Source organism: Actinoallomurus vinaceus, assembly GCF_039542055.1.
GTDB lineage: Bacteria > Actinomycetota > Actinomycetes > Streptosporangiales > Streptosporangiaceae > Actinoallomurus > Actinoallomurus vinaceus.
The window spans coordinates 186,010-208,535 of record NZ_BAABHK010000015.1 but is presented as its reverse complement, the minus strand read 5'-3'; the positions used below and the strand labels follow the sequence as shown (position 1 = coordinate 208,535).

At 71.4% G+C, this 22,526-nt stretch carries 18 protein-coding genes and 1 pseudogene; 2 read left to right on the top strand and 17 right to left on the bottom strand.

From position 1 onward, the window contains the following. Positions 1–62 precede the first annotated feature (62 nt). Entirely contained in the window at positions 63–2,171 is a 2,109-nt protein-coding gene (locus tag ABEA24_RS40075) for a glycoside hydrolase family 31 protein (protein ID WP_345438429.1), read from the bottom strand. A 312-nt stretch (positions 2,172–2,483) separates the two neighbouring features. On the opposite strand from ABEA24_RS40075, the gene ABEA24_RS40070 reads away from it, so the two are divergent. Then, positions 2,484–5,621: an alpha-N-acetylglucosaminidase gene (locus ABEA24_RS40070; RefSeq protein ID WP_345438427.1), complete on the top strand. Its 3,138-nt coding sequence runs from the start codon at positions 2,484–2,486 to the stop codon at positions 5,619–5,621. A gap of 70 nt (positions 5,622–5,691) precedes the next feature. On the opposite strand, the gene ABEA24_RS40065 is transcribed toward ABEA24_RS40070, so the two are convergent. Both ABEA24_RS40065 and ABEA24_RS40060 read right to left on the bottom strand, forming a co-directional pair. Next, a complete protein-coding gene (locus ABEA24_RS40065) occupies positions 5,692–6,612 on the bottom strand; it encodes a DUF1963 domain-containing protein (protein ID WP_345438425.1) in 921 nt (306 codons plus the stop codon). Positions 6,613–6,862: 250 nt separating this feature from the next. Then, a complete protein-coding gene (locus ABEA24_RS40060; protein ID WP_345438423.1) occupies positions 6,863–7,939 on the bottom strand; it encodes a hypothetical protein in 1,077 nt (358 codons plus the stop codon). 448 nt (positions 7,940–8,387) lie between these two features. On the opposite strand from ABEA24_RS40060, the pseudogene ABEA24_RS40055 reads away from it, so the two are divergent. After that, a pseudogene (locus ABEA24_RS40055) lies at positions 8,388–8,480 on the top strand (glyoxalase/bleomycin resistance/dioxygenase family protein); the annotation flags it as partial. 133 nt (positions 8,481–8,613) lie between these two features. Here ABEA24_RS40055 and ABEA24_RS40050 read toward each other — a convergent pair. From ABEA24_RS40050 to ABEA24_RS39985, 14 genes are all read right to left on the bottom strand, one after another. Continuing rightward, positions 8,614–8,922, bottom strand: a complete 309-nt coding sequence (locus tag ABEA24_RS40050; protein ID WP_345438421.1) for a 3'-5' exonuclease family protein — start codon at positions 8,920–8,922, stop codon at positions 8,614–8,616. Next, a complete protein-coding gene (locus ABEA24_RS40045; protein WP_345438419.1) occupies positions 8,919–9,725 on the bottom strand; it encodes a hypothetical protein in 807 nt (268 codons plus the stop codon). Before ABEA24_RS40045 ends, ABEA24_RS40050 begins: the two co-directional genes overlap by 4 nt. Before the next feature lie 179 nt (positions 9,726–9,904). After that, positions 9,905–10,411, bottom strand: coding sequence for an NUDIX hydrolase (locus ABEA24_RS40040; RefSeq protein WP_345438417.1), 507 nt, complete (start codon positions 10,409–10,411; stop codon positions 9,905–9,907). 215 nt (positions 10,412–10,626) lie between these two features. Next, on the bottom strand, positions 10,627–11,562 hold the full coding sequence (locus ABEA24_RS40035) for a Ppx/GppA family phosphatase (RefSeq protein ID WP_345438415.1): 936 nt from the start codon (positions 11,560–11,562) through the stop codon (positions 10,627–10,629). 10 nt (positions 11,563–11,572) lie between these two features. Then, positions 11,573–12,424 carry an HpcH/HpaI aldolase/citrate lyase family protein gene (locus tag ABEA24_RS40030; RefSeq protein ID WP_345438413.1) on the bottom strand — a complete coding sequence of 284 codons (852 nt, stop codon included), beginning with the start codon at positions 12,422–12,424 and terminating at the stop codon, positions 11,573–11,575. Between the two features lie 111 nt (positions 12,425–12,535). Beyond that, entirely contained in the window at positions 12,536–13,723 is a 1,188-nt protein-coding gene (locus ABEA24_RS40025) for a CaiB/BaiF CoA transferase family protein (RefSeq protein WP_345438411.1), read from the bottom strand. Beyond that, positions 13,723–15,072: an ADP-ribosylglycohydrolase family protein gene (locus ABEA24_RS40020; RefSeq protein ID WP_345438409.1), complete on the bottom strand. Its 1,350-nt coding sequence runs from the start codon at positions 15,070–15,072 to the stop codon at positions 13,723–13,725. Before ABEA24_RS40020 ends, ABEA24_RS40025 begins: the two co-directional genes overlap by 1 nt. Further along, complete coding sequence (locus ABEA24_RS40015) at positions 15,069–16,205, bottom strand: ADP-ribosylglycohydrolase family protein (RefSeq protein ID WP_345438407.1); 1,137 nt, start codon at positions 16,203–16,205, stop codon at positions 15,069–15,071. The genes ABEA24_RS40020 and ABEA24_RS40015 overlap by 4 nt, the downstream gene beginning before the upstream one ends. Further along, complete coding sequence (locus ABEA24_RS40010; RefSeq protein WP_345438405.1) at positions 16,202–17,227, bottom strand: ADP-ribosylglycohydrolase family protein; 1,026 nt, start codon at positions 17,225–17,227, stop codon at positions 16,202–16,204. The genes ABEA24_RS40015 and ABEA24_RS40010 overlap by 4 nt, the downstream gene beginning before the upstream one ends. A gap of 18 nt (positions 17,228–17,245) precedes the next feature. Beyond that, a complete protein-coding gene (locus ABEA24_RS40005) occupies positions 17,246–18,301 on the bottom strand; it encodes an ADP-ribosylglycohydrolase family protein (protein WP_345438403.1) in 1,056 nt (351 codons plus the stop codon). Continuing rightward, entirely contained in the window at positions 18,298–19,596 is a 1,299-nt protein-coding gene (locus tag ABEA24_RS40000) for an ABC transporter substrate-binding protein (protein ID WP_345438401.1), read from the bottom strand. Before ABEA24_RS40000 ends, ABEA24_RS40005 begins: the two co-directional genes overlap by 4 nt. A 13-nt stretch (positions 19,597–19,609) precedes the next feature. Beyond that, positions 19,610–20,428, bottom strand: coding sequence for a carbohydrate ABC transporter permease (locus tag ABEA24_RS39995; RefSeq protein WP_345438399.1), 819 nt, complete (start codon positions 20,426–20,428; stop codon positions 19,610–19,612). Then, positions 20,425–21,366, bottom strand: a complete 942-nt coding sequence (locus ABEA24_RS39990) for a carbohydrate ABC transporter permease (protein WP_345438397.1) — start codon at positions 21,364–21,366, stop codon at positions 20,425–20,427. Before ABEA24_RS39990 ends, ABEA24_RS39995 begins: the two co-directional genes overlap by 4 nt. After that, entirely contained in the window at positions 21,363–22,370 is a 1,008-nt protein-coding gene (locus ABEA24_RS39985) for a LacI family DNA-binding transcriptional regulator (protein ID WP_345438395.1), read from the bottom strand. Before ABEA24_RS39985 ends, ABEA24_RS39990 begins: the two co-directional genes overlap by 4 nt. Positions 22,371–22,526: the final 156 nt, after the last annotated feature.

Sequence of the window (22,526 nt, the reverse complement as noted above, 5' to 3'; positions counted from 1 at the left end):
GAGCCGCGAAGGCCGCCCGGCCGGTCGTCTCGATCACCGGCCGGGCGGCCTTCGCGTCGGCCTCAGCCGGCCGCGGGTGCGGTGCCCGTGCGGTTGAGGGCGCGGATCGCCGCGGCGGCGCCCGGGGCCTTCAGGTCGACGAACGCCGGGGTGACATCCAGGGGCGTGCGGTAGCCGCGGAGCGTCTTCGGGCCTCGGATGACGGTGCCGTGGTTGACGTCGAACCACTTTCCGGACGGCAGGAACACGTCCCGGGCCGTGCCGCTGGTCAGCTGGGGCGCGGCCAGCACCGCCGGGCCGAGCATCCACTCGTCGTTCACCGTGTAGGCCGGGGCGTCCTTCGGGAAGTCGAAGAACAGCGGGCGCATGATCGGATCGCCGGTGGCGACGCTGTGCTTCACCTGCTCCCAGATGTAGGGGGCGAGCCGGCCGTGCGCTTGGACGGCGTCGCGGTAGCGGTCGATCGTCTCCTGGTCGTAAGAGACGGGTTTGCCGGTCTTCACGTCATTGGTGCCGGCCGGCGACGCGGAGGAGTACATCAGCGGCATCAGCGCGGCCGACTGCGCCCAGCGGATCAGGACGTCCTTCTTGGGCGCGGGCTGGCCACCGGAACCACCGATCATGTCGGTCTCGACGAACGGGTAGCCGATCGTGGAGATGGCCAGGTTCTGGGTGACGGAGGCGGCGAGGGAGTTCCAGCCCGTCCCCTTGTCGATCTGGCGGATGACGAAGCCGGTCTTCTGCGATCCGCTCCAGTGCGTCCGGATGCCCGCGCCCTGCAGGTCGAAGCCGTCGGCCAGCTCGGCCCCGAGCCGCTGGTAGTCGGCGCGCTTGTAGCCCTTGTCGGGCGCGCAGCTGTCGTCGAAGAAGCGGGTGTCGAACTTGAAACCGTCCACCCGGTAGGTGCTCATCAGCTTCTTGAGGTTCGCGACGTACCACGCCTTGGCGTCGGGGTTGGCCAGGTCGACGATGCCGGCGGTGCCGTTCCACCAGGTCACCTTGCAGGGCTTGGTGCCGTCGGTCTTGTCCTTCAGCAGGTAGCCGTGGTCGGCGGCGTACTGGTAGTTCGTGGAGTCCAGGTTGATCCACAGCGTGACCCAGATGCCGAAGTCGTAGCCCATCGCATGGATCTTGTCCGACATCGCCCGGGCGTCGGGGAAGGTCTTCGGGTCGAAGGTCAGGTTGCCGTAGTTGGACTCCCACTTGTCGTCGAGCTGGATGGTGTGCCCGGGGATGCGGTTGTCGTGCAGCTTCTGGGCCCAGTCGAGGATCTTGTTCTGGTCGACCTTCGTGTAGAACTGCGCCCAGGAGTTCCACAGCGGCTTGGTGTACTGCTCGTAGGTGGCGTCGCTCTTCGCGGGCTTGCCGACGACGCCGGTGTGGTCGCGGTACACGTCACGGGGGTTCGCCTCGACGAACACCGTCGCGTTGTACGTGCCGCCCGAGTCGACCGTGAAGCGGCCGAGACCGTCGCCGCCGTCGTTGATGGCCACGTCCATGACCTCGCCGGTGTCGACGAGAAGGCCCGTGGCGCTCGAGGTGTACCAGAACGGATCGACCATCTCGTACGAGGCGGGGCCGAACGCGTTGTCGTGCACGTGCCCGGTCTCCAGCGGCCAGGGTTGGTCGACGCCGGGGCCGCCCTGCGGGGTGGCCGTCTCGCCGTGGCCGTACCAGTGCCCGCCCGACTTCAGGTCGTACGCCAACCCGAGCTGATCGGGGCTGCCGCCCTTGACGCTCCAGGACAGAGAGTACCGGTCGGCCTTCGGAGTGAGCAGCGCCTCGGCCGTGACGCCGTTCTGCGTGGTGGCCGCGTGGAGGCGCAGGACACCCTTCTTCCAGGTCCAGCCGGTGACCTTGGTCGCGCGCTGCCAGGCGCCGCCCGCGTGGAAGCGGAGGCCGCCGGTGGCGCCGCCGGCCGTGGCGAGCACCGTGCGCCCGCCGCGCGCGGTCGTGACGGTCAGGGACGCGGTGGCGATGTCGACCGAGTAGCCCGGCGCCCCGGACGACGCGGGCACGGTGACGGTCACGGAGTGAGAGTTGTGGGTGACGCGCGGGCCGCCGGCCGATCCGATGTCGGCCTGGGCCGGTGATACGGCGACGATCGCGCCGAGCGCCGGCGCCGTGAGGGCGAGGCCGATTCCGGCCATTCGATCATGCCATGACAGCACGCGATGCCTCCTCGTGAGGTTCAGCAGGGCTGGCACCCCGAATCCCGGCCCGTGCAACGCCATGATTTTTTCTGCTCATACTTGGATCCAAGCGAGCACATGTCAACACCCCTCACCGGGATCGTCGCCCACGCCGGTGGCTCGTTTATGCCGACCACCTCCCAAAAAGCGCCAAATACGGCGATTTGAGACTCTTCATGGTTGACGGCATGGTTGCTCAGCGGCGTACGATCGTGCGCGATACGGCGCTACATCAATCACATATGAGCACGGCAGCGGGGGGCCGGGCCCTGAGACTCCACAGGAGCTTCGATGCGTGCGTCACCGTCCCCCTCGCGGACCGCCGTCGTCCTCACGGCCCTGCTCGCGCTGCTCCTCGGAGTCTCGTCTCCCGCCGCGCGCGCCGCGCCGCCCGGGCGCACCTCCACCACGTCCGTGGCGCCCACCGACGGCTCGTTCGACGTCGGCCCCGCCCGCGCCGCGCTGGCCCGCCTCATCCCCGGACGCGACCGGCAGGTCGAGCTCATCGCCACGGCGCGCGCCGGCCAGGACGCCTTCCGCGTCTCCGGACGGACCGGGCACGTCGTGATCGAGGGCACCAGTTCCGCCGTCCTGCTCACCGGCTTCGGCTGGTACCTCAAGAACGTCGCCCACGCGGACATCTCGTGGAACGGCGAGCAGCTCACCCTGCCACGCCTGCTGCCCGCGCCGTCCGCGCCGGTCACCCGTGCGGCGAACGTCCCCCACCGGTTCGCGCTCAACGACACCGACGACGGCTACACCGGGCCGTTCCGGACCTGGGCGGACTGGCAGCGGGAGATCGACGTGCTGGCCCTGCACGGCATCAACGAGGTGCTCGTCTACACGGGCGCCGACGCGACGTACTACGACACCTTCCGCGACTTCGGCTACTCCGACGCCGAGATCCGCGCGTGGATCCCGGCTCCGGCGCACCAGCCGTGGTGGCTGCTGCAGAACATGTCCGGCTTCGGCGGCCCCGTCTCCAAGGGCCTGATCGAGCGGCGCGCCGCCCTCGCCAAGCAGATCGTCGGACGGCTGCGTGAGCTCGGCATGACGCCGGTGCTTCCCGGCTACTACGGCACCGTGCCGCCGGGCTTCGTCGCCAAGAACCCGGGCGCCCGGGTGGTTCCCCAGGGCACCTGGGGCGCCTTCACCCGGCCCGACTGGCTCGACCCGCGCAACCCGTCGTTCGCTCAGGTCGCCGCGGACTTCTACCGGCACCAGAGCGAGCGGTACGGCGACAGCACGATGTACAAGATGGACCTCCTGCATGAGGGCGGCCTGCCCGGTGACGTTCCGGTCGGCGAGGCCGCGCAGGCGGTGCAGGCGGCGCTGGAGAAGGCGCACCCCGGGGCGATCTGGACCCTGCTCGGCTGGCAGTCCAACCCGCGCCCCGACATCCTGTCCGCGGTCGACCGGAGCAAGGTGTTCATCGTCGACGGGCTGTCGGATCGGTTCCCGTCGGTCACCGACCGGGAGAAGGACTGGCAGGGCACGCCGTACGCCTTCGGCAGCATCTGGAACTTCGGTGGCCACACCACCATCGGCGCGAACACCCCCGACTGGGTGAGCCTGTACCCGCAGTGGCGCGGCAAGCAGGGCAGCAGGCTGTCGGGGATCGCGATGATGCCGGAGGGCGCGGACAACAACCCCGCGGCGATGGCGCTGTTCACCGAGCTGGCCTGGACGACCGACCCGATCGGACTGGACGCCTGGTTCGCCGGCTACGCCAGGGCGCGATACGGCGGCGACGACCCGCACGCGGCCGCCGCCTGGCAGGTGCTGCGCCGGACGGCGTACGGCACGACGCGCGCCGACTCCTGGAGCGAGGGTCAGGACGGTCTGTTCGCGGCGCGGCCGAGCCTGAGTGCCGCGACCGCCGCGGCGTACTCGCCGCAGCAGATGCGCTACGACAGCCCGGCGTTCGACCGGGCGCTCACCGAGCTGCTGCAGGTCGCGCCTGCGCTGCGGAACAGCTCGGCCTACCGGTACGACCTCATGGACGTCACGCGGCAGGTGCTGTCGAACCGCAGCCGCCTGCTGCTGCCGCAGATCAAGGCCGCGTACGATGCCGGGGACCGCGGCCGGTTCGAGGAGCTGACGTCGGTCTGGCTGCGCTGGATGACGCTGATGGACCAGGTGGTCGCGACGGACGGGCAGCACCTGCTGGGCCGCTGGCTCGCCGCCGCCCGCGCGGCCGGATCGACTACGGCGGAGAAGGACCGGCTGGAGTACGACGCCCGCTCGATCATCACGACCTGGGGCGGCCGCGACAGCAGCGAACAGGGCCTGCACGAGTACGCCAACCGCGAGTGGGCGGGCCTGGTCGGCGGGCTGTACCGGCAGCGCTGGAAGACCTACTTCGGCGAACTCGACGCCGCCCTCGCCGCCGGACGCGCCCCGAAGAGCATCGACTGGTTCGCGATCGACGACGCCTGGGCGCACGGGCACCAGCGGTACGCCACCCGGACGACCGGCGGCATCGGCGGCGTCGCGCGGACGGTGGCGGCGACGCTCGCCCGAGACCCGCACCAGGCGGCGCTGACCGCGTCGGCCGACAGGACGGCCGTCGCCGTCGGACAGACGGTCACGCTGACCGCGTCCTTCACCGATCGCAGCGGCTTCGCCGCGGCCCAGAACGTGAAGCTCTCCCTGGCCCTCCCGGCCGGGATGACCGCCGAACCGCTCGGCGCGGTCACGACGGCCTCGGTCGGTCCCGGCGAGACGTTCACCGCCCGCTGGAAGGTCACCCTGACCGGCGCCGGCGACCAGGTGGTCGCCGCCCTTCCGGTCACCGCCACCTACACCACGGGTGGGACCAGGGGCTCGACGTCGGGGGCGGCGAAGGTCATGACGGCCACCGGCGTACGACCGCCGCTGAAGACGGTCTCGTTCAACGACGCGGTCTTCGGGCAGGCCGGCGACGATCTCGCGATCGAGGGCACCGGGGCCGACCTGTGGGGCGGCACCAACGAGTTCGGCGCCGCCTACCTCAACGACTCCCTCGGCGCGGACGGCACCGTCACCACGAAGGTCGTCACTCAGGACCGGACCGGCGGCTGGGCCCGCGCCGGGATCATCGTCCGCGACGACCTGACCCAGAACGGCGCGGCGGGCTACCTGAACCTCGCGGTGACCCCGGACAACGGCTGCGTCCTGTCCTGGGACTCCGACGGCGACGGCCGGTTCGACTCGGTGAAGCAGGACACCTCCATCGCCGCCCCGGCCTACCTGCGGCTGGTCCGCAAGGGCTCGGAGTACACCGCGCAGTGCGGCACCGACGGGACGACGTGGCGGACCCTCGGAACGGTCACCGTCGCCGGCGCGACCGCGACGCAGGACGCCGGAGTGTTCATGACCGCCGCCAACGGCTGGACGGGCACCCGCGGCATGGCGCAGTTCCACGGCCTGAGCGTCACCGGCGGCTGATTGCGCCCGCCCGGGCTCTGTCGTGGCGCGTCGCCGGCGTGCGTCGGGACGTACGCCGACGACGCGCCGCCTATTCGGTGAATGCGGTGAAGGAGAGTGCTTTGTCGAATCGACCGGCGGCGAGGTCGTCATGGCGGATCATGAAACGCCCGAGGTAGACGTCGTCCGGCACGAACTGGGCAAGCGGCACCCACTCGCGCATCACCCGAAGAGCCTCCTCCTCCAGGCGCAGATCCCGCCCGTCCGGCGAGATGAGGAGTTCGCCGGCCTTTTCGCGTGCCTCAAGAATGTCCTCCGCCATCCTGGTCTCCGGGGTGGTGTACATGTAGTCGGTGGAAAGCTCGCCGGTGCCCATGGAGTACCCGCCGAGGTAGACGGCGGCGCCGTTGCTTTCCGGCCAGAGCTCTCCGGCCAGGGCGCGGAGTTCCTTTATGTGTGGCAGGTTGCGAGCCAGGTGCTCCTGGTTGTCGGACCGCGAACCCTCGTCCTCATCGTCGTCCTCGAACCAGCTGGGCAGGTCCGCGTTGACCGTGGCGAAGAGGTCGTACTCCCGGCCGACGAAGTCGAGCGTCATATTGCAGAACATCTCCTCGTCGTGGTCGGGCTCCTCCGCTGTTGCGGTGTTGGTGCCGGCCGGCACATGTACAACCCGCGCGAACTCCTGCTCGTCGGCGATGGAACAGGTGTCGTCGGCCCACTCGTGGTGCAAGAAGAAGAGCAGCGAGCCGTCCGCCGGCAGGGCGAGGCCGTCGACTCTGGGAAGCGCCACACAGTCGAAGGAGGCGACGAATGGCAGCGGCCCGTACTCGGAGGACGGCCACCCCATGCCCACCGGCAGCCGGGGCAACCCGCCGCTTCGCCCGACCGGAACGCCGTTGGGGCGCCCACTTGTCCAGATCGCGAATCGCAGGAACTCGGTAAACTTGCTGACCTCATCCTCCGGGATGCCCCGTTCGATCGCCGCGCGATGGAATTGCCGGTGATAGTCCATGGCGGGCATGATGCCAGATCAAGGCAAATGGCGGGCCGTGGAACTCACCCCCGCCGGGAACGTCTCGCGTTTCGCCCCCGATCATTAAGGATGGAACTCGGCCGGCGCACTCTCATGCCGCCTACCGAGCACGCGAGAGATGCGGCCCAAGATCCTCGCGGAGGGACGCCAAGATCCCCGCCGCAGTGCCCCCCGCGAGGGGGAACGGGGACACCCTGCCCCGCTGCAGCAGCAGGCTGCCGATCATCCACTACCAGCGGGCAAAATCGTTCTTCACACTGGACACCTTCATGTCCCCGTAGCTTCTCGTCCCGTCCTCATGCATATGTATCACGCATACCTCTGCGCCATCTGACATAGCGATCCACCGATTCTCCTCTCCTCCAGAGAAGGATTGGTTCCGAAATATACCCTCCTCGGTGAACACACAGCCCATTCGTGGAGTGTCATAGTTCCCACTGGATACCTGTATGCCACCCGCAGGAAAGCTGATCCATCCGTCGGTCGTGCTTTTTCCCTGGACCCGTTCGGCGTTCACCCGGTTGACTTCGATCTTGTCGGCGAGGAGCCTTCCCTGGCCGCCGGAGTTGTTGGAGACCTTCACCCCGTCGGCGGTGAAGGTGAGGCCTCCGGTGTTCGCCGTCCCCTGGACCTGGGAGGCGTGGATGCCGGTCTCGAAGGTGGGGTTGCGCAGTTGGACGGTGGTGGTGAGGAAGTGTTGCCGCGTGGTGTTGGGGTCGGTGGCGATGAGGGTGTAGGTGGTGTCGCGTTTCGGGCCGGTTCCGGGGTCGGGTTTCCACTCGCCCTTGGTGGTGACGCCGGGTGCCGGATTGCCGTCCGACGACCTGATCTTGTAGTCCAGGTCGCCGGGTCCGTCCCAGCGCAGGACGATTTTGTCTCCGTCGTCCACCATGGCCTTGTCGGGGTGGAAGTTACTGGGCGCCGGGGCTTGCTTGGCGGTCTTCACCAGCGGCACCGCCGCGACGGTGGTGCTCGGGCTCGCGTTCTGTGTTCTGCTGGCGGCCTCTGTCACCCTCAGCACGGCCAGCCCGGCGGCTGCGGCGACCGGAACGTCCTCCAGTTTCAGCACCAGGTAGTCACCGGGGGCGAAAGGGATTCTGTGGCCGGCCGGGTCGGTGACCTGGAAGGACCCGGTAGTGACCTGGGGCTGGACCTTCAGCTTCCGCACGCGCGACTGGTCGTGGTACTCGCCTGTGGCCTTGATCTTGGTGATGTCCGGCGTGAGGTGGTCGGCGCCGTCGCCGACGGGCACCTTCACCTCGTTTTTGGACCAGTACGCCTTGTCCCTGCCGGTGTTGGTGACCATCAGGTACACCGTCCCGATGGAGCGGGACTGCCCGGCCCTTGACGCCTCCAGGGGGGCCGGGTCGGTGAGCAAGGTGTAGGTCAGCAGGGTCATGGTCACCACTCCTTGGCTGGGAGAACGGCACCGGGCGACGACACACCCGCCACAAGCGGGCCGGGCCGGGCGGGAACAGGCCGGGCAGAACAGACGGCGACACCGGCGAAGTTCCTGAAACCCGCCCACCCATAGAAGAGCACCACTAGATCCAAACAATGGCGGCAAAGCGCGCCAAGAGCTTAAAGGAGCCCATAAAAGGGCGATCCGGCAATATAGTCAGCGTCTTGACGAACAGTTGAGCTACGCGTCCCAGCCGCTTTCCGCCAGCCCTTGCCGCGATCTGCCGCTCGGCGTCATGCACACCCCGGCCTGCGGCGGGCGTTCTGCGCGCCGGCCGCGGCGAGCACGCGCCGAGCCCGCCAAGCGCCGCCCTGGCTACGCCAACTTCGCCATCGCCGAATCCCCGCTCAAGCTGGTCCTGACCGAGGGCACCGGCGCGGAGTCCCGGGAGCAGGCCCTCCGCTCCCGAAGCTACGGCGAAGTGAGAAGTAACTCAGCGTGTCGTTAGGGCTTTGGCCTCTGTGCGGGATTCAGGAACTTCGCCGCCGGCGAGGGCGACAAAGTTCGCGTGCGCCTGCTCAACGGCTTCGGGGTACGCCGCGCGCTTGGCGTGCTCCGAGGGCGGCCGGCTCGATGACGGCGTTCGGCTGCACGTACTCGTTGAAGACCAGGGCACCGCGGCGGTCGACGGCGGCGATCTGTACTGCGTACGCGTTCTCCAGTCCCGTCGTCTCCACATCGACGACCAGAACCAAGTCGTCGGTGAGCAAGCGGCGGGCCCAGCGGGGGACCTGCTCGCGCTCGCGCGACCGGGAGGCCGGGCGGCGCAGGGCGCGGACTGCGCCGGCGAGGGCGAGCAGGTCGCCCGTGGTGGTCGCGTGGCTCACTCGTCGGTCTTGCCGCCATACTCGGAGGCGACGGTCACCGCCGTGACCGTGAAACCGGTGTCCAACCCCACGCCCGCGACGGACAGCGCCTCTACCGCCTCATCGGCGTCGTCCGGGTACCAGACGAGGGGCTCGTCGTTTTGCCCACCGCGTGCGTAGTCCTCGCAGTGGGCGCGGGCGGCCTCCCGGTTCGTGTACAGACCGAGAATAGCCCTCCCGTGCCCGGCGTCGGCCCGGTAAATCGTCAGTTCGGAAGGAGCCTCGGTGGCCGCCGTGTCGCCCTCAAGCTTCTTTTCCACGAGTTGCCTCTTCTTCTGGTGTCGCGGGGCTTTGGTGATTCGGGGGCGGCCCGCCTCGCGGGCATAACCCTGTACAGCGCCTGGGGCAGGAAGAGCCGTCGCGGAAGGCCGTTGAGCAGCCGACCTGCCGAGCCAGCCCTCACTGACGGCGCGGTCGCGACGCTGGCGCAGATCTGCCTCGAGCTCATCCAGGCGAGGCAGCATTTTCGGGTTCATCTGGAGCATCGGGCATCGGATGCTGGCGTGTTCGTGCTGGCAGGGGGTCTGATACGGCCGGCCGCAGGAGCCGAGTTCGACCTTGCGTTTGTCGAAGTGTTCCTCGAACTCCGTCATCTCCTGCTCGGTCGCCGGGCGGTACTCCGCGTGCGGGCGGCCGGTGCCGCGCCCGTCGTCGCCACTACGGCCGGCGGGCTTGCCGAGCTCGTCACAGAGCGCACCGGCTACACCGACCGACCCGCCATCCTTGGCCGCCGCGATCGCACACGCGCTGGCCGCCGACACCACCCAGCGCGCCCGGCTCCGTGCGGCGGGGCGTCGCCTGGCTCTGACCCACTACAACTACGACACCACCGTCCGGCGATTCCTGCATCAGGTAGCGCCGTGGGCGATCAGCCCGACCCCGGCAGCGGCCGGGCAACCCATGGCTCACTCGGCCACACCACCGGCGATATGAGTTCCACCTGTCAGTCCACGTAACCGGATGGTTCGGGAGAGGCAACCTGCAGATCCCACCTCTGCTCGGCGGTAAGAGCCGCGGCCTTGGCCTGAGCGACAGCGGGTTCACCCCAACCCAGGACTCCCGGTGCGGCTGCCAGCGGCGTCATCAGTCGACGGTACGTTCGCCCGCCATCCGGATCTGGCCGACGTTCCTTGAACGAGCCGATCAGGCCGACCATTCGAACCTGGGCGTAGGGCTCGCGGTGCGGCCGATTAACCTCCTGGTATCCGAGGTACACGGCGTCGCTGACCACGACCTGGCTCTCCTCGAACGCCTCCCGTACCAGTGTGTCCGTAAGGTCGGCGTCGAACGGCTCGGGCGTGCCCCCCGGCAGATTGAACTTCCCGTCGTCATCCTGGATCAGGACTCGGGCGGTCCTGGGGCAGAGCAAGAAGCCATAGACCTGGGTGACTTCCAGTCCGCCGGGGACGGGTGCCTCATGCCAGAAGTACTCCACCGCCTCTGCAGTCACGCCAGGCACGTTAACCACCCACTGGCTGAAGTGTCTGTGAATACCAGAGGCCGGACGTGAACGTTACATCCCTGGTGCGCCCTCGCACCGAGTAAGGCGAGACCCCAGACCGGAGACGAAGACTCGCGCACGTGTGCTTTCGCGGCTCGTCCTGCGCCTTCACCGAGCGCACCGGCTACTACGATGGCACGCTCGGTGAAGGCTCGGCGGCCGGGTCAGGACGGGTCGGGCAGCGCGTCCAGGTGGCGCAGGATGACGCCCTCCCGCAGCGCCCACGGGCAGATCACGACCTCCGACAGCTGGTACAGGTCCATCGCGGCGTCCGCGACGATCGCCCCCGCCACGAGCTGGGGCGCCCGGCCCTCCGAGACGCCCGGCAGCTCGGCGCGCTCCGCGACGTCCATCTCGGCCAGCCGCCCGGCCCACTCGGTCAGATCGCGGTGACTGAGCACACGCCGGACCAGAGTGCCCTGGCCGGTGGGGGCTGCGCCGGCGATCCGCGCAAGCTGCTTGAACGTCTTGGAGGTCGCCACCGCGTGGTCCGGCATGCCGCGCCGGGTCACCCCGGACACCTCGCGGGCGATCGTGGCGCGGACGTACTTGCGCAGGGCCCGGACCTCGTCGGGTGGCGGCGGGTCGGCCGTGAACCAGTCCCGGGTCAGCCGCCCCGCACCCAGCGGCACCGACGTGCAGAAGTCCGGGTCCTCGTCCGCGCCCGCGGCGATCTCCAGGGAGCCGCCTCCTATGTCCAGGACGAGCAGGCGCCCGGCCGACCAGCCGAACCACCGGCGGGCCGCCAGGAAGGTCAGCCGCGCCTCCTCCTCCCCGGACAGCACCTGAAGGTCGACACCGCTGTCGGCGCGTATCTTGGCGAGGACGTCCTCGCCGTTGGCCGCCTCGCGCACGGCCGAAGTGGCGAACCCGATGAGCCGCTCAACGCCCTTGTCCTCGGCGATCCGCATGGCCTCGTCGACGAAGCGCCCCAGCAGCCCCGCCCCCTCCTCGGACAGCCGGTCGCCGTCCTCCAGATGCGCGGCGAGCCGCATCTCCTCCTTGTGGGAGAAGGCCGGCAGCGGCGCGGCTCCGAGGTGCGCGTCGACCACCAGCAGATGGACCGTATTCGATCCGACGTCCAAGACACCCAGTCTCATGGTCCGCACGCTATCCAACCGTCGAGGCGGTGTGTCGCCCGCCGTTCACAATGCGGTCATCTTCGGCCAACACGGCCCGCGCCTGGCGGACGACGGCGATGTCGACGAAACCGCCGTCGGGGAGGGCGACGGCCCCTGTTCCCGTGGCCTGTCCCTCCTCGTAGGCGGCGACGATCCGCCGGGCGGCGGCGACCTCCTCCGGGGTCGGGCGGTACGCCTCGGCGATCACCGGCAGCTGGGCGGGGTGGATCGCCGCCCGGCCGCGGAAGCCCAGGGCGCGGCCGAGCCGGCAGGAGGCCGCGAGCCCGTCGAGGTCCCGAACGTCGGGGTGGACGGACTGGACCGGGGCCGGCAGGCCGGCCGCCCGCGCGGCGACGACGATCCGCGACCGTGCCCAGGCCAGGCCCGCCTCGTCGGTCACGCCGAGGTCCGCCTTCAGGTCCGCCTCGCCGAGCCCGACGCTCGCCACCGCCGGATCGGCGGTCGCCAGCTCGTGAGCCCGCTCGACGCCCAGCGCGGACTCCAGCAGCAGGTGCAGGGCGGTGCCCGGGACGAGGGCCGCGATCTCCCGTACCTGCTCCATGGACTCGATCTTCGGCAGGCGGACGCCCTCCGTCGCCGGGAGCAGCTCACGCAGGGCCGCCAGGTCGGCGCGGCCCCAGAGGGTCCGGACGTCGTTGACGCGGACCTGGACCGGGCGCGGCGGGTCCGCCAGCAGATCGGCGACATGCTGCCGCGCCTCGTCCTTGCGAGCGGGTGCGACGGCGTCCTCCAGGTCGAGGATCACCACGTCGGCGTCGGTGGCGAGCGCCTTGGCCACCCGGTCGGGCCGGTCCGCCGGAACGTACAGCAGCGTCGGCACCTCAGACCGCCCCCGGTCCCACAGCTGGGTCGACCCCTCGATCGCACGGCAACGTTGGCATCTCAGATCACTCCCGATCCCACAGCGCTCGGTCGCGGCAGGCTCGGCATCTCAGATCACCCCGCGGGCGCGCAGCGCGTCGATCTCGTCGGTGGTCAGGCCGGCCGCCGCGAGGACGTGGTCGGTGTCGGCGCCGTGCGCGCGCCCGGTCCAGCGCAGCGACCCCGGCGTGGCCGACAGTCGGAACAGGACGTTCTGCATGCGCAGCGGCCCGAGGTCCGGGTCGTCCACGGTGGTGATCGCGTCCAGCGCGGCGAGCTGCGGGTCGGCCATGATGTCGCGCACGTCGTAGATGGGCGCGATCGCCGCCTCGGCCTTCTCGAACGCGGCGAGGACCTCGTCCCGGGTCCGCGCACCCACCCACCCGGCGACCGCCGCGTCCAGCTCGTCCGCGTGCTCCGCCCGCCCGGCGCCGGTGGCGAACCAGGGCTCGTCGACGACCTCCGGCCGGCCGACGAGCCGCATGACGCGCTCGGCGATGCTCTGCGCGGAGGTGGAGACGGCGACCCAGGAGCCGTCCGCGCACCGGTAGGTGTTGCGCGGCGCGTTGTTGACCGAGCGGTTCCCGGTGCGCGGCGGGACGATGCCGAGCTGGTCGTACGCTGTCGGCTGGCCGCCGAGCACCGTCAGGATCGGCTCGAGGATGGACAGGTCGACGACCTGGCCCCCGCCGGTCAGGTCGCGGGCCCGCAGCGCCGTCATCACCGCGTACGCCGTGGCCAGCGCCGCGATGCCGTCGGCCAGCCCGAACGGCGGCAGCGTCGGCGGGCCGTCCGGCTCGCCCGTCATCGCGGCGAACCCGCTCATCGCCTCGGCGAGCGTGCCGAACCCGGGGCGCCGGGCGTACGGGCCGAACTGGCCGAACCCGGTGACCCGGGCCAGGACGAGGCCCGGGTTGGCCTCCCGGAGCCGCTCGTACGGCAGGTTCCAGCGTTCGAGGGTGCCGGGCCGGAAGTTCTCGATCACGACGTCGGCGTCGCGGACCAGGCGGAGCAGGACCTCCTGCCCCTCGGGCGCGGACAGGTCGAGGGTGATCGTCTGCTTGTTGCGGCCGAGCATCTTCCACCACAGGCCGATGCCGTCCTTGGCCGCGCCGTGCCCGCGCGCGGGGTCGGGCCTGCGGGGGTGCTCGACCTTGACGACCTCGGCGCCGAAGTCGCCGAGGAACATCGCGGCCATCGGCCCGGCGAACAGCGTCGCCAGGTCCAGCACGCGGACTCCGTCCAGCGGGCGGGTCATCACCGGTCCCTTCGTGTCGGTGCGAGCGCGGCCGTACGGGCGGCGAGGTCGCTGAGGCGCACGCCGTCGAAGCCGGTCAGGCTGCTGGCCACGCGGTCGCGCAGCGGCCGGGTCCACTGGCCGGGCAATTCCCCGGCGCCGAGCAGGGCCCCGGCGACCGACCCGACGGTCGCGCCGTCGGAGTCGGTGTCCCAGCCGCCCGCCACCGCCGCCGCGATCGACCGGGTGAAATCCCCGTCTCCGTGGACGAGGGCGGCCGCGACCAGGGCGGCGTTGTTGATCGTGTGGACCCAGTGCAGGTCGCCGTGGCGTTCGTGCAGGCCGTCGGCGACCCGCTCGAAGTCGGGCTCCGCGTGGGCGGACGCGACGGCCTCCCGTACGGCCCGGGCCAGGCGGGAGCCCGGCGGCACCACCGCCAGTCCCGCCTCGATCACCTCGTCGACGCTGCCGGCGACGAGGGCGGTCGCGCACATCGCGGCGGCGAACATCGCGCCGTACACGCCGTTGGCGGTGTGGCTGAGCCGCGCGTCCCGGTGCGCCATCGACGCGGCGGCGGCCGGGTCGCCGGGATTCACCCAGCCGTACACGTCCGCGCGGATCTGCGCGCCGATCCACTCCCGGAACGGGTTCCGGTACGACGCGGTCCGGGGCGGCGCGACGCCGAGCAGCAGGTTGCGGTAGGCGACCCGCTCGGCGGTGAACACCCGCCCGCCCGGCAGCTCGTCCAGCCAGGCCTGCGCGACGTCGTCGGTCGTGAATCCGCGCCCGTACCGCTCGAGGATCGCCAGGGCGAGCATCGGGAAGTTGAGGTCGTCGTCCTCCGGGGTCCCGTTGAGGTTCTCGGCGAGGCTGGTGGCCGCGCTCCGGCGGTTCCACGGCCAGCGCTCGGCGACCTCCGCCGGCAGTCCCTTGGCGGTGAACCAGCCGTGGATCGGCCAGTTCCCGGTCGCCTCGGCGATCTCCCGGATGCCCTCGCGCGGGATCTTCTCCACGGGCTTGCCGAGGACGCACCCGGCTGCGCGGCCGAGCCACGCGCCGTGCACCCGCTCGTACGGGGCGGGGCACGGGTCGCCCGCGGGCCAGTCCGGGCACGCGGCGACGATCTCCGCCAGCTCGGTCGGCTCGTCGTACGGCGACGGCACCGCCGCGAGCTCGTCGAGCAGCTGCTCGGCCAGGGTGCGCAGCTGCGGTGACGCGGGCTCCGGCGAGGCACCGGCGCGCGGCGGCGCGTCGTGGCCGCCGGCGGCGTGCCAGCGCGCCGCGATCCCGGCGACGTCCCGGCCGTCCTGGGCGGCCTGGCGGAGTTCGTGCCCGATCAGGTCCTCGGGCTGGACCCAGGTCAGCCTCATGACAGCAGCTCCGCGAACGCCTGCTCGTGCGCACGCCGCCGGGCCAGGTCGGCCGCGTGCACGCGCTCGGCCACGGCCGCGATCGCCAGGCCGGGCGCGTCCAGGTCCAGGCGGCTGGCGACGGCGACGTCCTTCCGCCAGTCGGCGGGCACGGCGGCCGCGCCGCCCAGCGCCCCGGCGATCGCGCCGCCCATGCTCGCGATCGAGTCGGCGTCGCGGCCGTAGTTCACCGCCCCGAGCACGGTGTCGCGGTATCCGCCCTCCGCGATCAGCAGGAAGGCGAGGGCGAGCGGCAGCTCCTCGATGCTGTGCGTGCGGCTGGGCCGCCGCGCGCCCAGGCCCTGGTCGCGGTAGGTGTCGGCGACCGTGTCGAACGGCCGGACCGCGTCGCGCAGGCCCTCGAACGAGCCCTCCCAGTGCGCGAAGCCGCGGGCCCGCTCGCACACCGCCTCGATCGCCGCCTTGGTGCCGTCCTTGGCCAGCCGCACCGCCGTCGCGGCGACGGAGTCCGGTGTCGCCCCGGGCCGCATCGCCTCCGCCACGGCCGCCGCGAGAACCCCCGCCGCCTCCCGGCCGTAGCTGGACTGGTGCGCCCCGGCCAGGTCGATCGCCTCGGCGTACGCGCCGTCGGGGTCGGCCGCGTTGACGACGCCGACCGGGGCCATGTACATCGCCGCGCCGCAGTTGACGATGTTGCCGACACCCGCCTCACGCGGGTCGACGTGGCCGTAGTGCAGCCGCAGCGCCAGCCACTTCTCGGCGAGGAACACCCGCTGCAGCGGCAGCGCCTCCGCCTCCAGCTCGGGGATCCAGCGCTTCTCCCCCATCATCTCCGGCACGAGGTGCTCCGCGGCCGAGTACGCGTCCAGATGGCCGCCCGCCCGCTCGTACACCCGGACCAGGGCGTGCGTCATGAGGGTGTCGTCGGTGACGTGCCCGTCGCCCTTGTGGTACGGCGCGATCGGGCGCGCGTTGCGCCAGTCGGCGAAGTACGGCGGCACGATCCCGGTGACCCGGCCGTCATAGCGCTCCCGGATCTGCTCGGGGGTCCATCCCTCCGTCGCCCCGCCGAGCGCGTCCCCGACCGCCGCGCCGACGAGCACGCCGACGGCCTTGTCCTGCAACGGAGTCATCCCAGTCCTTCCTCGGTCCCGGCCGGTCCGGGGTCGATGAGTCGATCGGCGATGGCGACGAGGTCGGCGCCCCGCAGCTCCGGCAGGCAGCATCCGGCCAGGTGCCGGGCACGCTCCCGCCAGGTCTCCGGCAGGTCCGCCCAGCCGGTGGCCGCGCCCGTCAGCGCGCCGGTCAGCGCGGGCGCCGAGTCGGCGAGCGAGGCGAGGCAGGCGGCGGCCGGCACGGCCTCGGCCAGGTCGCCGCCTGCGGCCCGGGCGAGGGCGAGCGCCACCGGCACGGTCTGCGCGGCCGCGACGCCGTAGCTGTACACGTGGTCCTGCAGGGCCGCGTCCAGGCCCGGGACGAGCGCGAACGCGTCACCGGGCAGGTCGAGCGCGAGGGCCGCCGCCCGGTGGATCGCGGTGCCCTCGGGCAGCTCCGCCAGCGCGGCCGCGACGGCGTCGCCGACCGGCACCCCCGCCACCGCGACGGCGACCGCGGCGGCCATCGCCCCGGCCCCGTGCACCCCGTCCTCGGCGTTGGTGATCTCCGCGTCGGCGCGGGCGGCCCTGGCGGCCTCATCCGGATCTCCCGGGTGCGCGGCCCCGAACGCGACCGCCCGCACGGCGGCGGCGTCGTCGAAGAAGTGCGGGTTGTCGTGGCCGCTGGCGGGCGGGCCGACACCGCGTGCCAGGTTGTCCAGCGCGGTGCGCACCGAGATCCTCGCCCGCACGTCCTCGCCCAGCGCCGCGAACGCCGCACGGCGGTCGGTGCCCAGCGTGCGCGCGGTCCAGGCCAGCCACTCGGCGTCGTCGGACGGGCCGATCCCGAGGGCGGCCACCGGCTGGTTCAGTGCGAACGGCACCGGCAGCGTCGTGACCCGATGGTCCTCGGCGAAGCCGTCGAGCTCCCGGCCGAGCCGGCGGGTCCACGGCGCCAGCAGCGCCCAGCGGTGACGCCCGGCGGGCCAGCCGGCGGCGTCGCCGATGGCCAGGCCGGCGAAGGCCCCACGGATCCGATCGCGTCGATCCCCCGATGACATCCGTCTCCTCCGTTTCGTCTAGCCGTTCCGCCTGCGGGAGTCCGCCTGCGCGTCGGCGACCTTCCGGGCGTACGCGGGCGTGTCGGCGGCCTCGCGGGCGTCGGCCAGTTCGTCGGCGACCTCGCGGACGTCCCGGCCCGCCACGAACGGCAGGCAGGCGCCCCGGACCGGGCCGATCGCCCGCGCCCAGCGCTCCGGGACCCCGCCCTCGCCCCGGCCCGCGCCCGCCAGTGCCCCGGCGATGGCGGCGGTGGTGTCGGCGTCGCGGCCCAGGCTCACCGCCGTCACCGCGGACTCCTCCACGTCACCGCCGCCCGCCAGGTACGCGGCGAACGCCAGGGCGACCGCCTCGGGGGCCAGGTCGGTCCAGGGGTAGTGGCGCGCGACCACGGCGTTGTGCAGGTCGGCCGCCAGCCGGTCCCGGTCGGGGTCCGCCGCGATCCGCACGGCCGTGCGAACGCTGCGGGCGGTCCAGGAGTCGTCCGGGACCGCGGCCAGGCCGGCGGCCACGACCTCGCCGGGCGCGGCGCCGGTCATCGCGACGGCGACCGCCGCCGCGACGGCCCGGCCGCCGTGGACGCCCTCGCCGCTGTGGCTGACCGCGCCGTCGACGGCCACGAGACGGGCCGCCTCGGCCGGATCACCCGCCGCGAAGATCCCGTACGGCGCGGCGCGCATCGCCAGCCCATCGGACCAGCCGTGCTGATGCCAGCGTCCGGTCAGCGGCGGAAGCAGGCCCCGCCGCAGCGCTTGGACCGTTCCCAGCTCGGAGAAGCCCGCGCCCTTCATCGGCCCGTCGATCGGCAGGACGTGCTCCCGGTAGGCGGCGACGACGTCCTCGCCGGTGAGCGCCGAACCGTGCGCCCGCAGCAGTGTCGCCGCGAAGATGGCGTACTCGGTGTCGTCGGTGCCCGCCGGGCCGCCGTCCGGCCCTGGTTCGAGCTCGGTGAGGCGGCCCCAGCGCCGGGTGATCTCCTCGGGCGTGAGGTTCTCGGCGGGCCGCCCGAGGGCGTCGCCGGCCGCCAGGCCGAGCAGGCACCCCCGGGCGCGATCCCGGAACTCCCCGTCGCTCACTTGTTGTAGCGCTCCAGGACCTTGTTGCCGTCGTCGGTCAGCTTCTTCGCCAGGTCATCGATGCTGATCTTGTTGGCGAAGTAGGACTGCAGCGCCGGCGTGGCGACCTTGCTCTTGAACTCGTCGTACCCGTTGACCTTCAGGTAGGGGGCCAGGATGAGGCTCTTGGCGGAGGCGGTCGCGATGTTCCAGCCGTCCTTGTCGGTGGTCAGCGACGGGTCCTTGGCCGCCGTCAGGCTCGTCGGGATCAGCCAGTCGCCCTTGGCCAGCTCCACCTGGTGCTGCCCGTTCAGGAACCAGGAGATGAACTTCATCGCCTCCTTGGGGTGCTTGCTGTCGGCGGCCACCGAGAGCGTCTGGGAGATCGCGCCCTGCTGCGTCGTCTGGCCCTTCAGCGGCGGGATCGTCACCCACTGGAAGTCCTTGGGCGCCTGCTCGACCACCTGCTGGCGCAGGTAGATCCCGGCGGGCACCATCGCGTACTTGCCCGCGTAGAAGCCGGGCAGCGGGTCGGTGGTGCCCATGCCGAGCGTCGACGGGTCGGCCGTCTTGTCCTTGTACAGCTGGTCGTGGATCCGCTGCAGGACCTCCTTCTCCTGCGGCCCCACCTTGACGGTCGTCTTGCCGCCGGAGGTCTGGAAGAAGGTGCCGCCGAAGTTCAGCGACAGGTTGAGCACCTTGTTCACGGGCGCCTTCAGCGGCCAGGCGATGCCGTACCGCTTGCCGACGGTGAGCTTCTTGGTGATCTGCTGGAACTCGTCCCACGTCCACGGGTTGTCGACGGTGGGGATGCGCACCTTCGCGTCGTCGAGCATCTTCTTGTTGGCGAGGATGACCTGCGACTCCTGCAGGAACGGCACCCCGTAGATCCCCTGCCCGCCCTTGCCGTCGAAGGTCGCTGTGCCCCAGGCGGCGTCCGGGATGTCGCTCTTCAGCTCCGTGGGGATGAGCTTGGTCAGGTCCGTGAGGTACCCCTGACCGGCGAAGCCCGCCAGCGCGGAGGAGTCGTCGTGGATGACGTCCGGCGGGTCGCCGCCCTCGAAGGACGTCACCAGCTGGTCGTTGACGTTGTCCCAGCTGCCCTGGACGTACTGCACCTGGATCTTCGGATTGGCCTTGTTCCACTCGGCGACGAGCCGCTTGTTGGCGGCCAGGGAGTCCTTCTGCCAGGCCAGGCTCAGGAACTTCAGTGTGACCGGCTTCCCGGAGTCGTTGCCGCCCCCGGAACACCCGGCGGCCAGGCCGATGACGGTGGCAGCGGCGACCGCGAGCGCGGAGCGTAGACCGCGACGCATGGGTACCTCCTGACTAACCCTTGACGGCGCCGGCGGTGAGGCCCGAGCGCAGCCGACGTTGGATGATGGCGAAGAAGACGAGGCTGGGGATCGTGGCCAGCACCGAGGCGGCGGCCAGCGGACCGAGCCGGGCGGCCTGCTCCGCGCCGGTGAACTTCACCAGCGTCAGCGGCAGGGTCGCCTGGTCCGGGTCCTTGATGATCACGAGGGCGAAGAAGAACTCGTTCCACGAGGAGATGAAGGAGAACAGCAGGGTGGCGACGACCCCGGGCGCCAGCAGCGGCGCGATCACGCCGACGAGGGTCTTCAGCCGCCCGGCACCGTCGACCGCGGCGGCCTCCTCCAGCTCGCGTGGCACGTTCCGGACGTAGCCCTGCAGCATCCACAGCGCGAACGGCAGCACGAAGGTGGTGTGCACGAGGATCAGCCCGAGCAGGGTGTTCACCAGCTCCAGGCGGCGCAGGATGATGAACAGCGGGATGACGGTCAGCACCACCGGGAAGACCTGGCTGACCAGCACCCAGCCGATCGCGATCCGGTTCAGCACGGAGCGGCGGCGGGCCAGCGCGTACGCCGCCGGCAGCGCGATCACCACGGTGAGCACCGCGACGGAGACGGCGACGACGAGGCTGCGCAGGGCACTTCCGGTCAGGTCCTGCGCGGCGAACGCGTCGCTGAAGTTCCGCAGCGTCGGGTGGTGCGGGATCCAGCGCGGATGCAGGTTCGCCATCTCGCGCGGCGTCTTGAACGCCGTCGACACCAGCCACAGCAGCGGGAACGCCAGGAAGACGAGGTAGCCGAGCAGCGCGAGGTACTTCAGGGATGTTCTCACCGGGCGCTCTCCCTCATCTGGCGCCAGAGGTAGAAGCCGAGGACGACGAGCACGACGAGGGTGATCGCGACGCCGAGCGCGGCCGCGTACCCGAAGAACCCGTAGCGGAACGCCTCCTCGTACGCGAACAGCATCGGCAGGCGCGTACGGCCGCCGGGGCCGCCCTGCGTCAACGCGTAGACCATCGCGAACTGGTTGATGTTCCAGACGAAGTCCAGCGAGGTGATCGAGACGACCACCGGCCGCAGCTGGGGCAGCGTCACGCTCCAGAAGCGCCGCCACACGGTCGCGCCGTCGACGGCGGCCGCCTCGTGCAGCTCCTTCGGCACGCTCTGCAGCCCGGCCAGGAGGACCACGGTCGTCTGCGGCATTCCGGTCCAGACGCCGACGACGATGATCGCCGGCAGCGCGGTACTGAAGCCGTTCAGCCAGTCGACGTTGTGATTCAGGAGGTGCAGGTTCTGCAGCGTCGCGTTGAGGATGCCGGCGTTGGGGTGGTACACCAGCCGCCACATCAGCCCGATCACGATCGGCGGCATCGCCCACGGGGCCATCGCCAGCACACGGGCGAGCCCGCGGAGCCGAAGGTTCTGGTTCAGCAGCAGCGCCAGGCCGAGGGCGGCGAGGAACTGCAGCACGGTGACGCCGACGGCCCAGATCAGGCCGATCTTGAACGAGGACCAGAAGTCCGTGTCGGCGAGGACGTCGCCGAAGTTCTTCAGGCCGACGAAGGAGATGACGGCGTTCCGGCCGCCGCGCGCGTCGGTGAACGACAGGTAGATGCCGTAGAGCAGCGGGCCGACGCTGAACAGCAGGACCGGCACGAGCGCCGGAAGCAGCAGGATCAGCGTCCCTCGGTCCCCGCCGCCGCGCGGCCTCGTCCGGGGTCCCGGGCGCCCGGCCCGCCCCGGGCGGACCGCGGCCTGCGTGGCGGTCACGCGGCTCCCTCCGTCGATGCGCGAACGGCGAGCGTGGGCTCGACCGTGACGATGCGGGGCTCGGCGACCCCGTTGTCCAGCCGGTCGAGCAACAGCTCGGCGGCCCGCCGGCCACGCTCGGCCGACCCGAGTCCGACGCTCGTGAGCGTCGGCCAGGCCGCGGTCGCGAGCTCGGTGTCGTCCATCCCGACGAGCGCGACGTCCTCCGGCACGCGCAGGCGCTCCGCGCGCAGCACGTCGAGCGCGCCGAGCGCGATCAGGTCGTTGGCGCACAGGATCGCGTCCGGCCGGGATCGTTCGAGGAGGCGGCGTGCCGCCTCGGCGCCCTCGGCGCGGTAGAAGTCGCCGACCTCCACCAGGTCCGGGTCGTACGGCAGGCCGAGCCCGTCGAGGGCGTCGGCGTACGCGGCGTCCCGCGCCGCGCCCGGGACCGTGTCGAGCGGGCCGTTGAGGAAGCCGATGCTCCGCCGCCCGAGGCCGTACAGGTGCTCCAGGGCCAGCCGCACGCCGGCCCGCGAGTCGGTCCGTACGTTGTCGACCGGCGTCCCTTCGGGGATCGAGCCGATCACGACGGTGGGCGCGGGCGCGGCGGTCAGCAGGTCGAGGTGCTTCCCGGTGATGCCGCGCAGCGGGCTGATGATGAGCCCGTCGGCGTAGCGCTCGCCCAGCCGCCGGAGCACGTCCACCTCGTCGTCGACGTCGCCTCCGGTCGAGTGCAGGACCAGCCGGTACCCGGCGGTCTTCAGCACCGGCTGGACCTCCCGCACCATCGCGACGTACGTCGGGTTGCCGATGTCGGCCATCGCGAACGCCACCTGGTGGGTGCGGTTGGACTTCAGCGAGCGGGCCACGGCGTTCGGCACGTAGCCCAGCTCGTCGGCCGCGGCCATCACCTTCCGCACGGTGTCCTCGCGGGTCGGCAGCCCGTTCAGCACGCGTGACACCGAAGCGATCGAGACCCCCGCACGTGCGGCGATCGTCGTGATCGTCGGCCCCTGGGCCACGGTGTCCTCCCGCCTCGTACGTGAGCCCGCGAAGCGCTCACGAAGTTCGATCTCGTTGCCGTAAACGTTTACAGACAGCCGGTACGGGAGCCGTAAACGTTTACGGGAGTGAGGAGCATGAAACCTGCCGGAAACGGTCGCCGTCAAGAGGCCGAC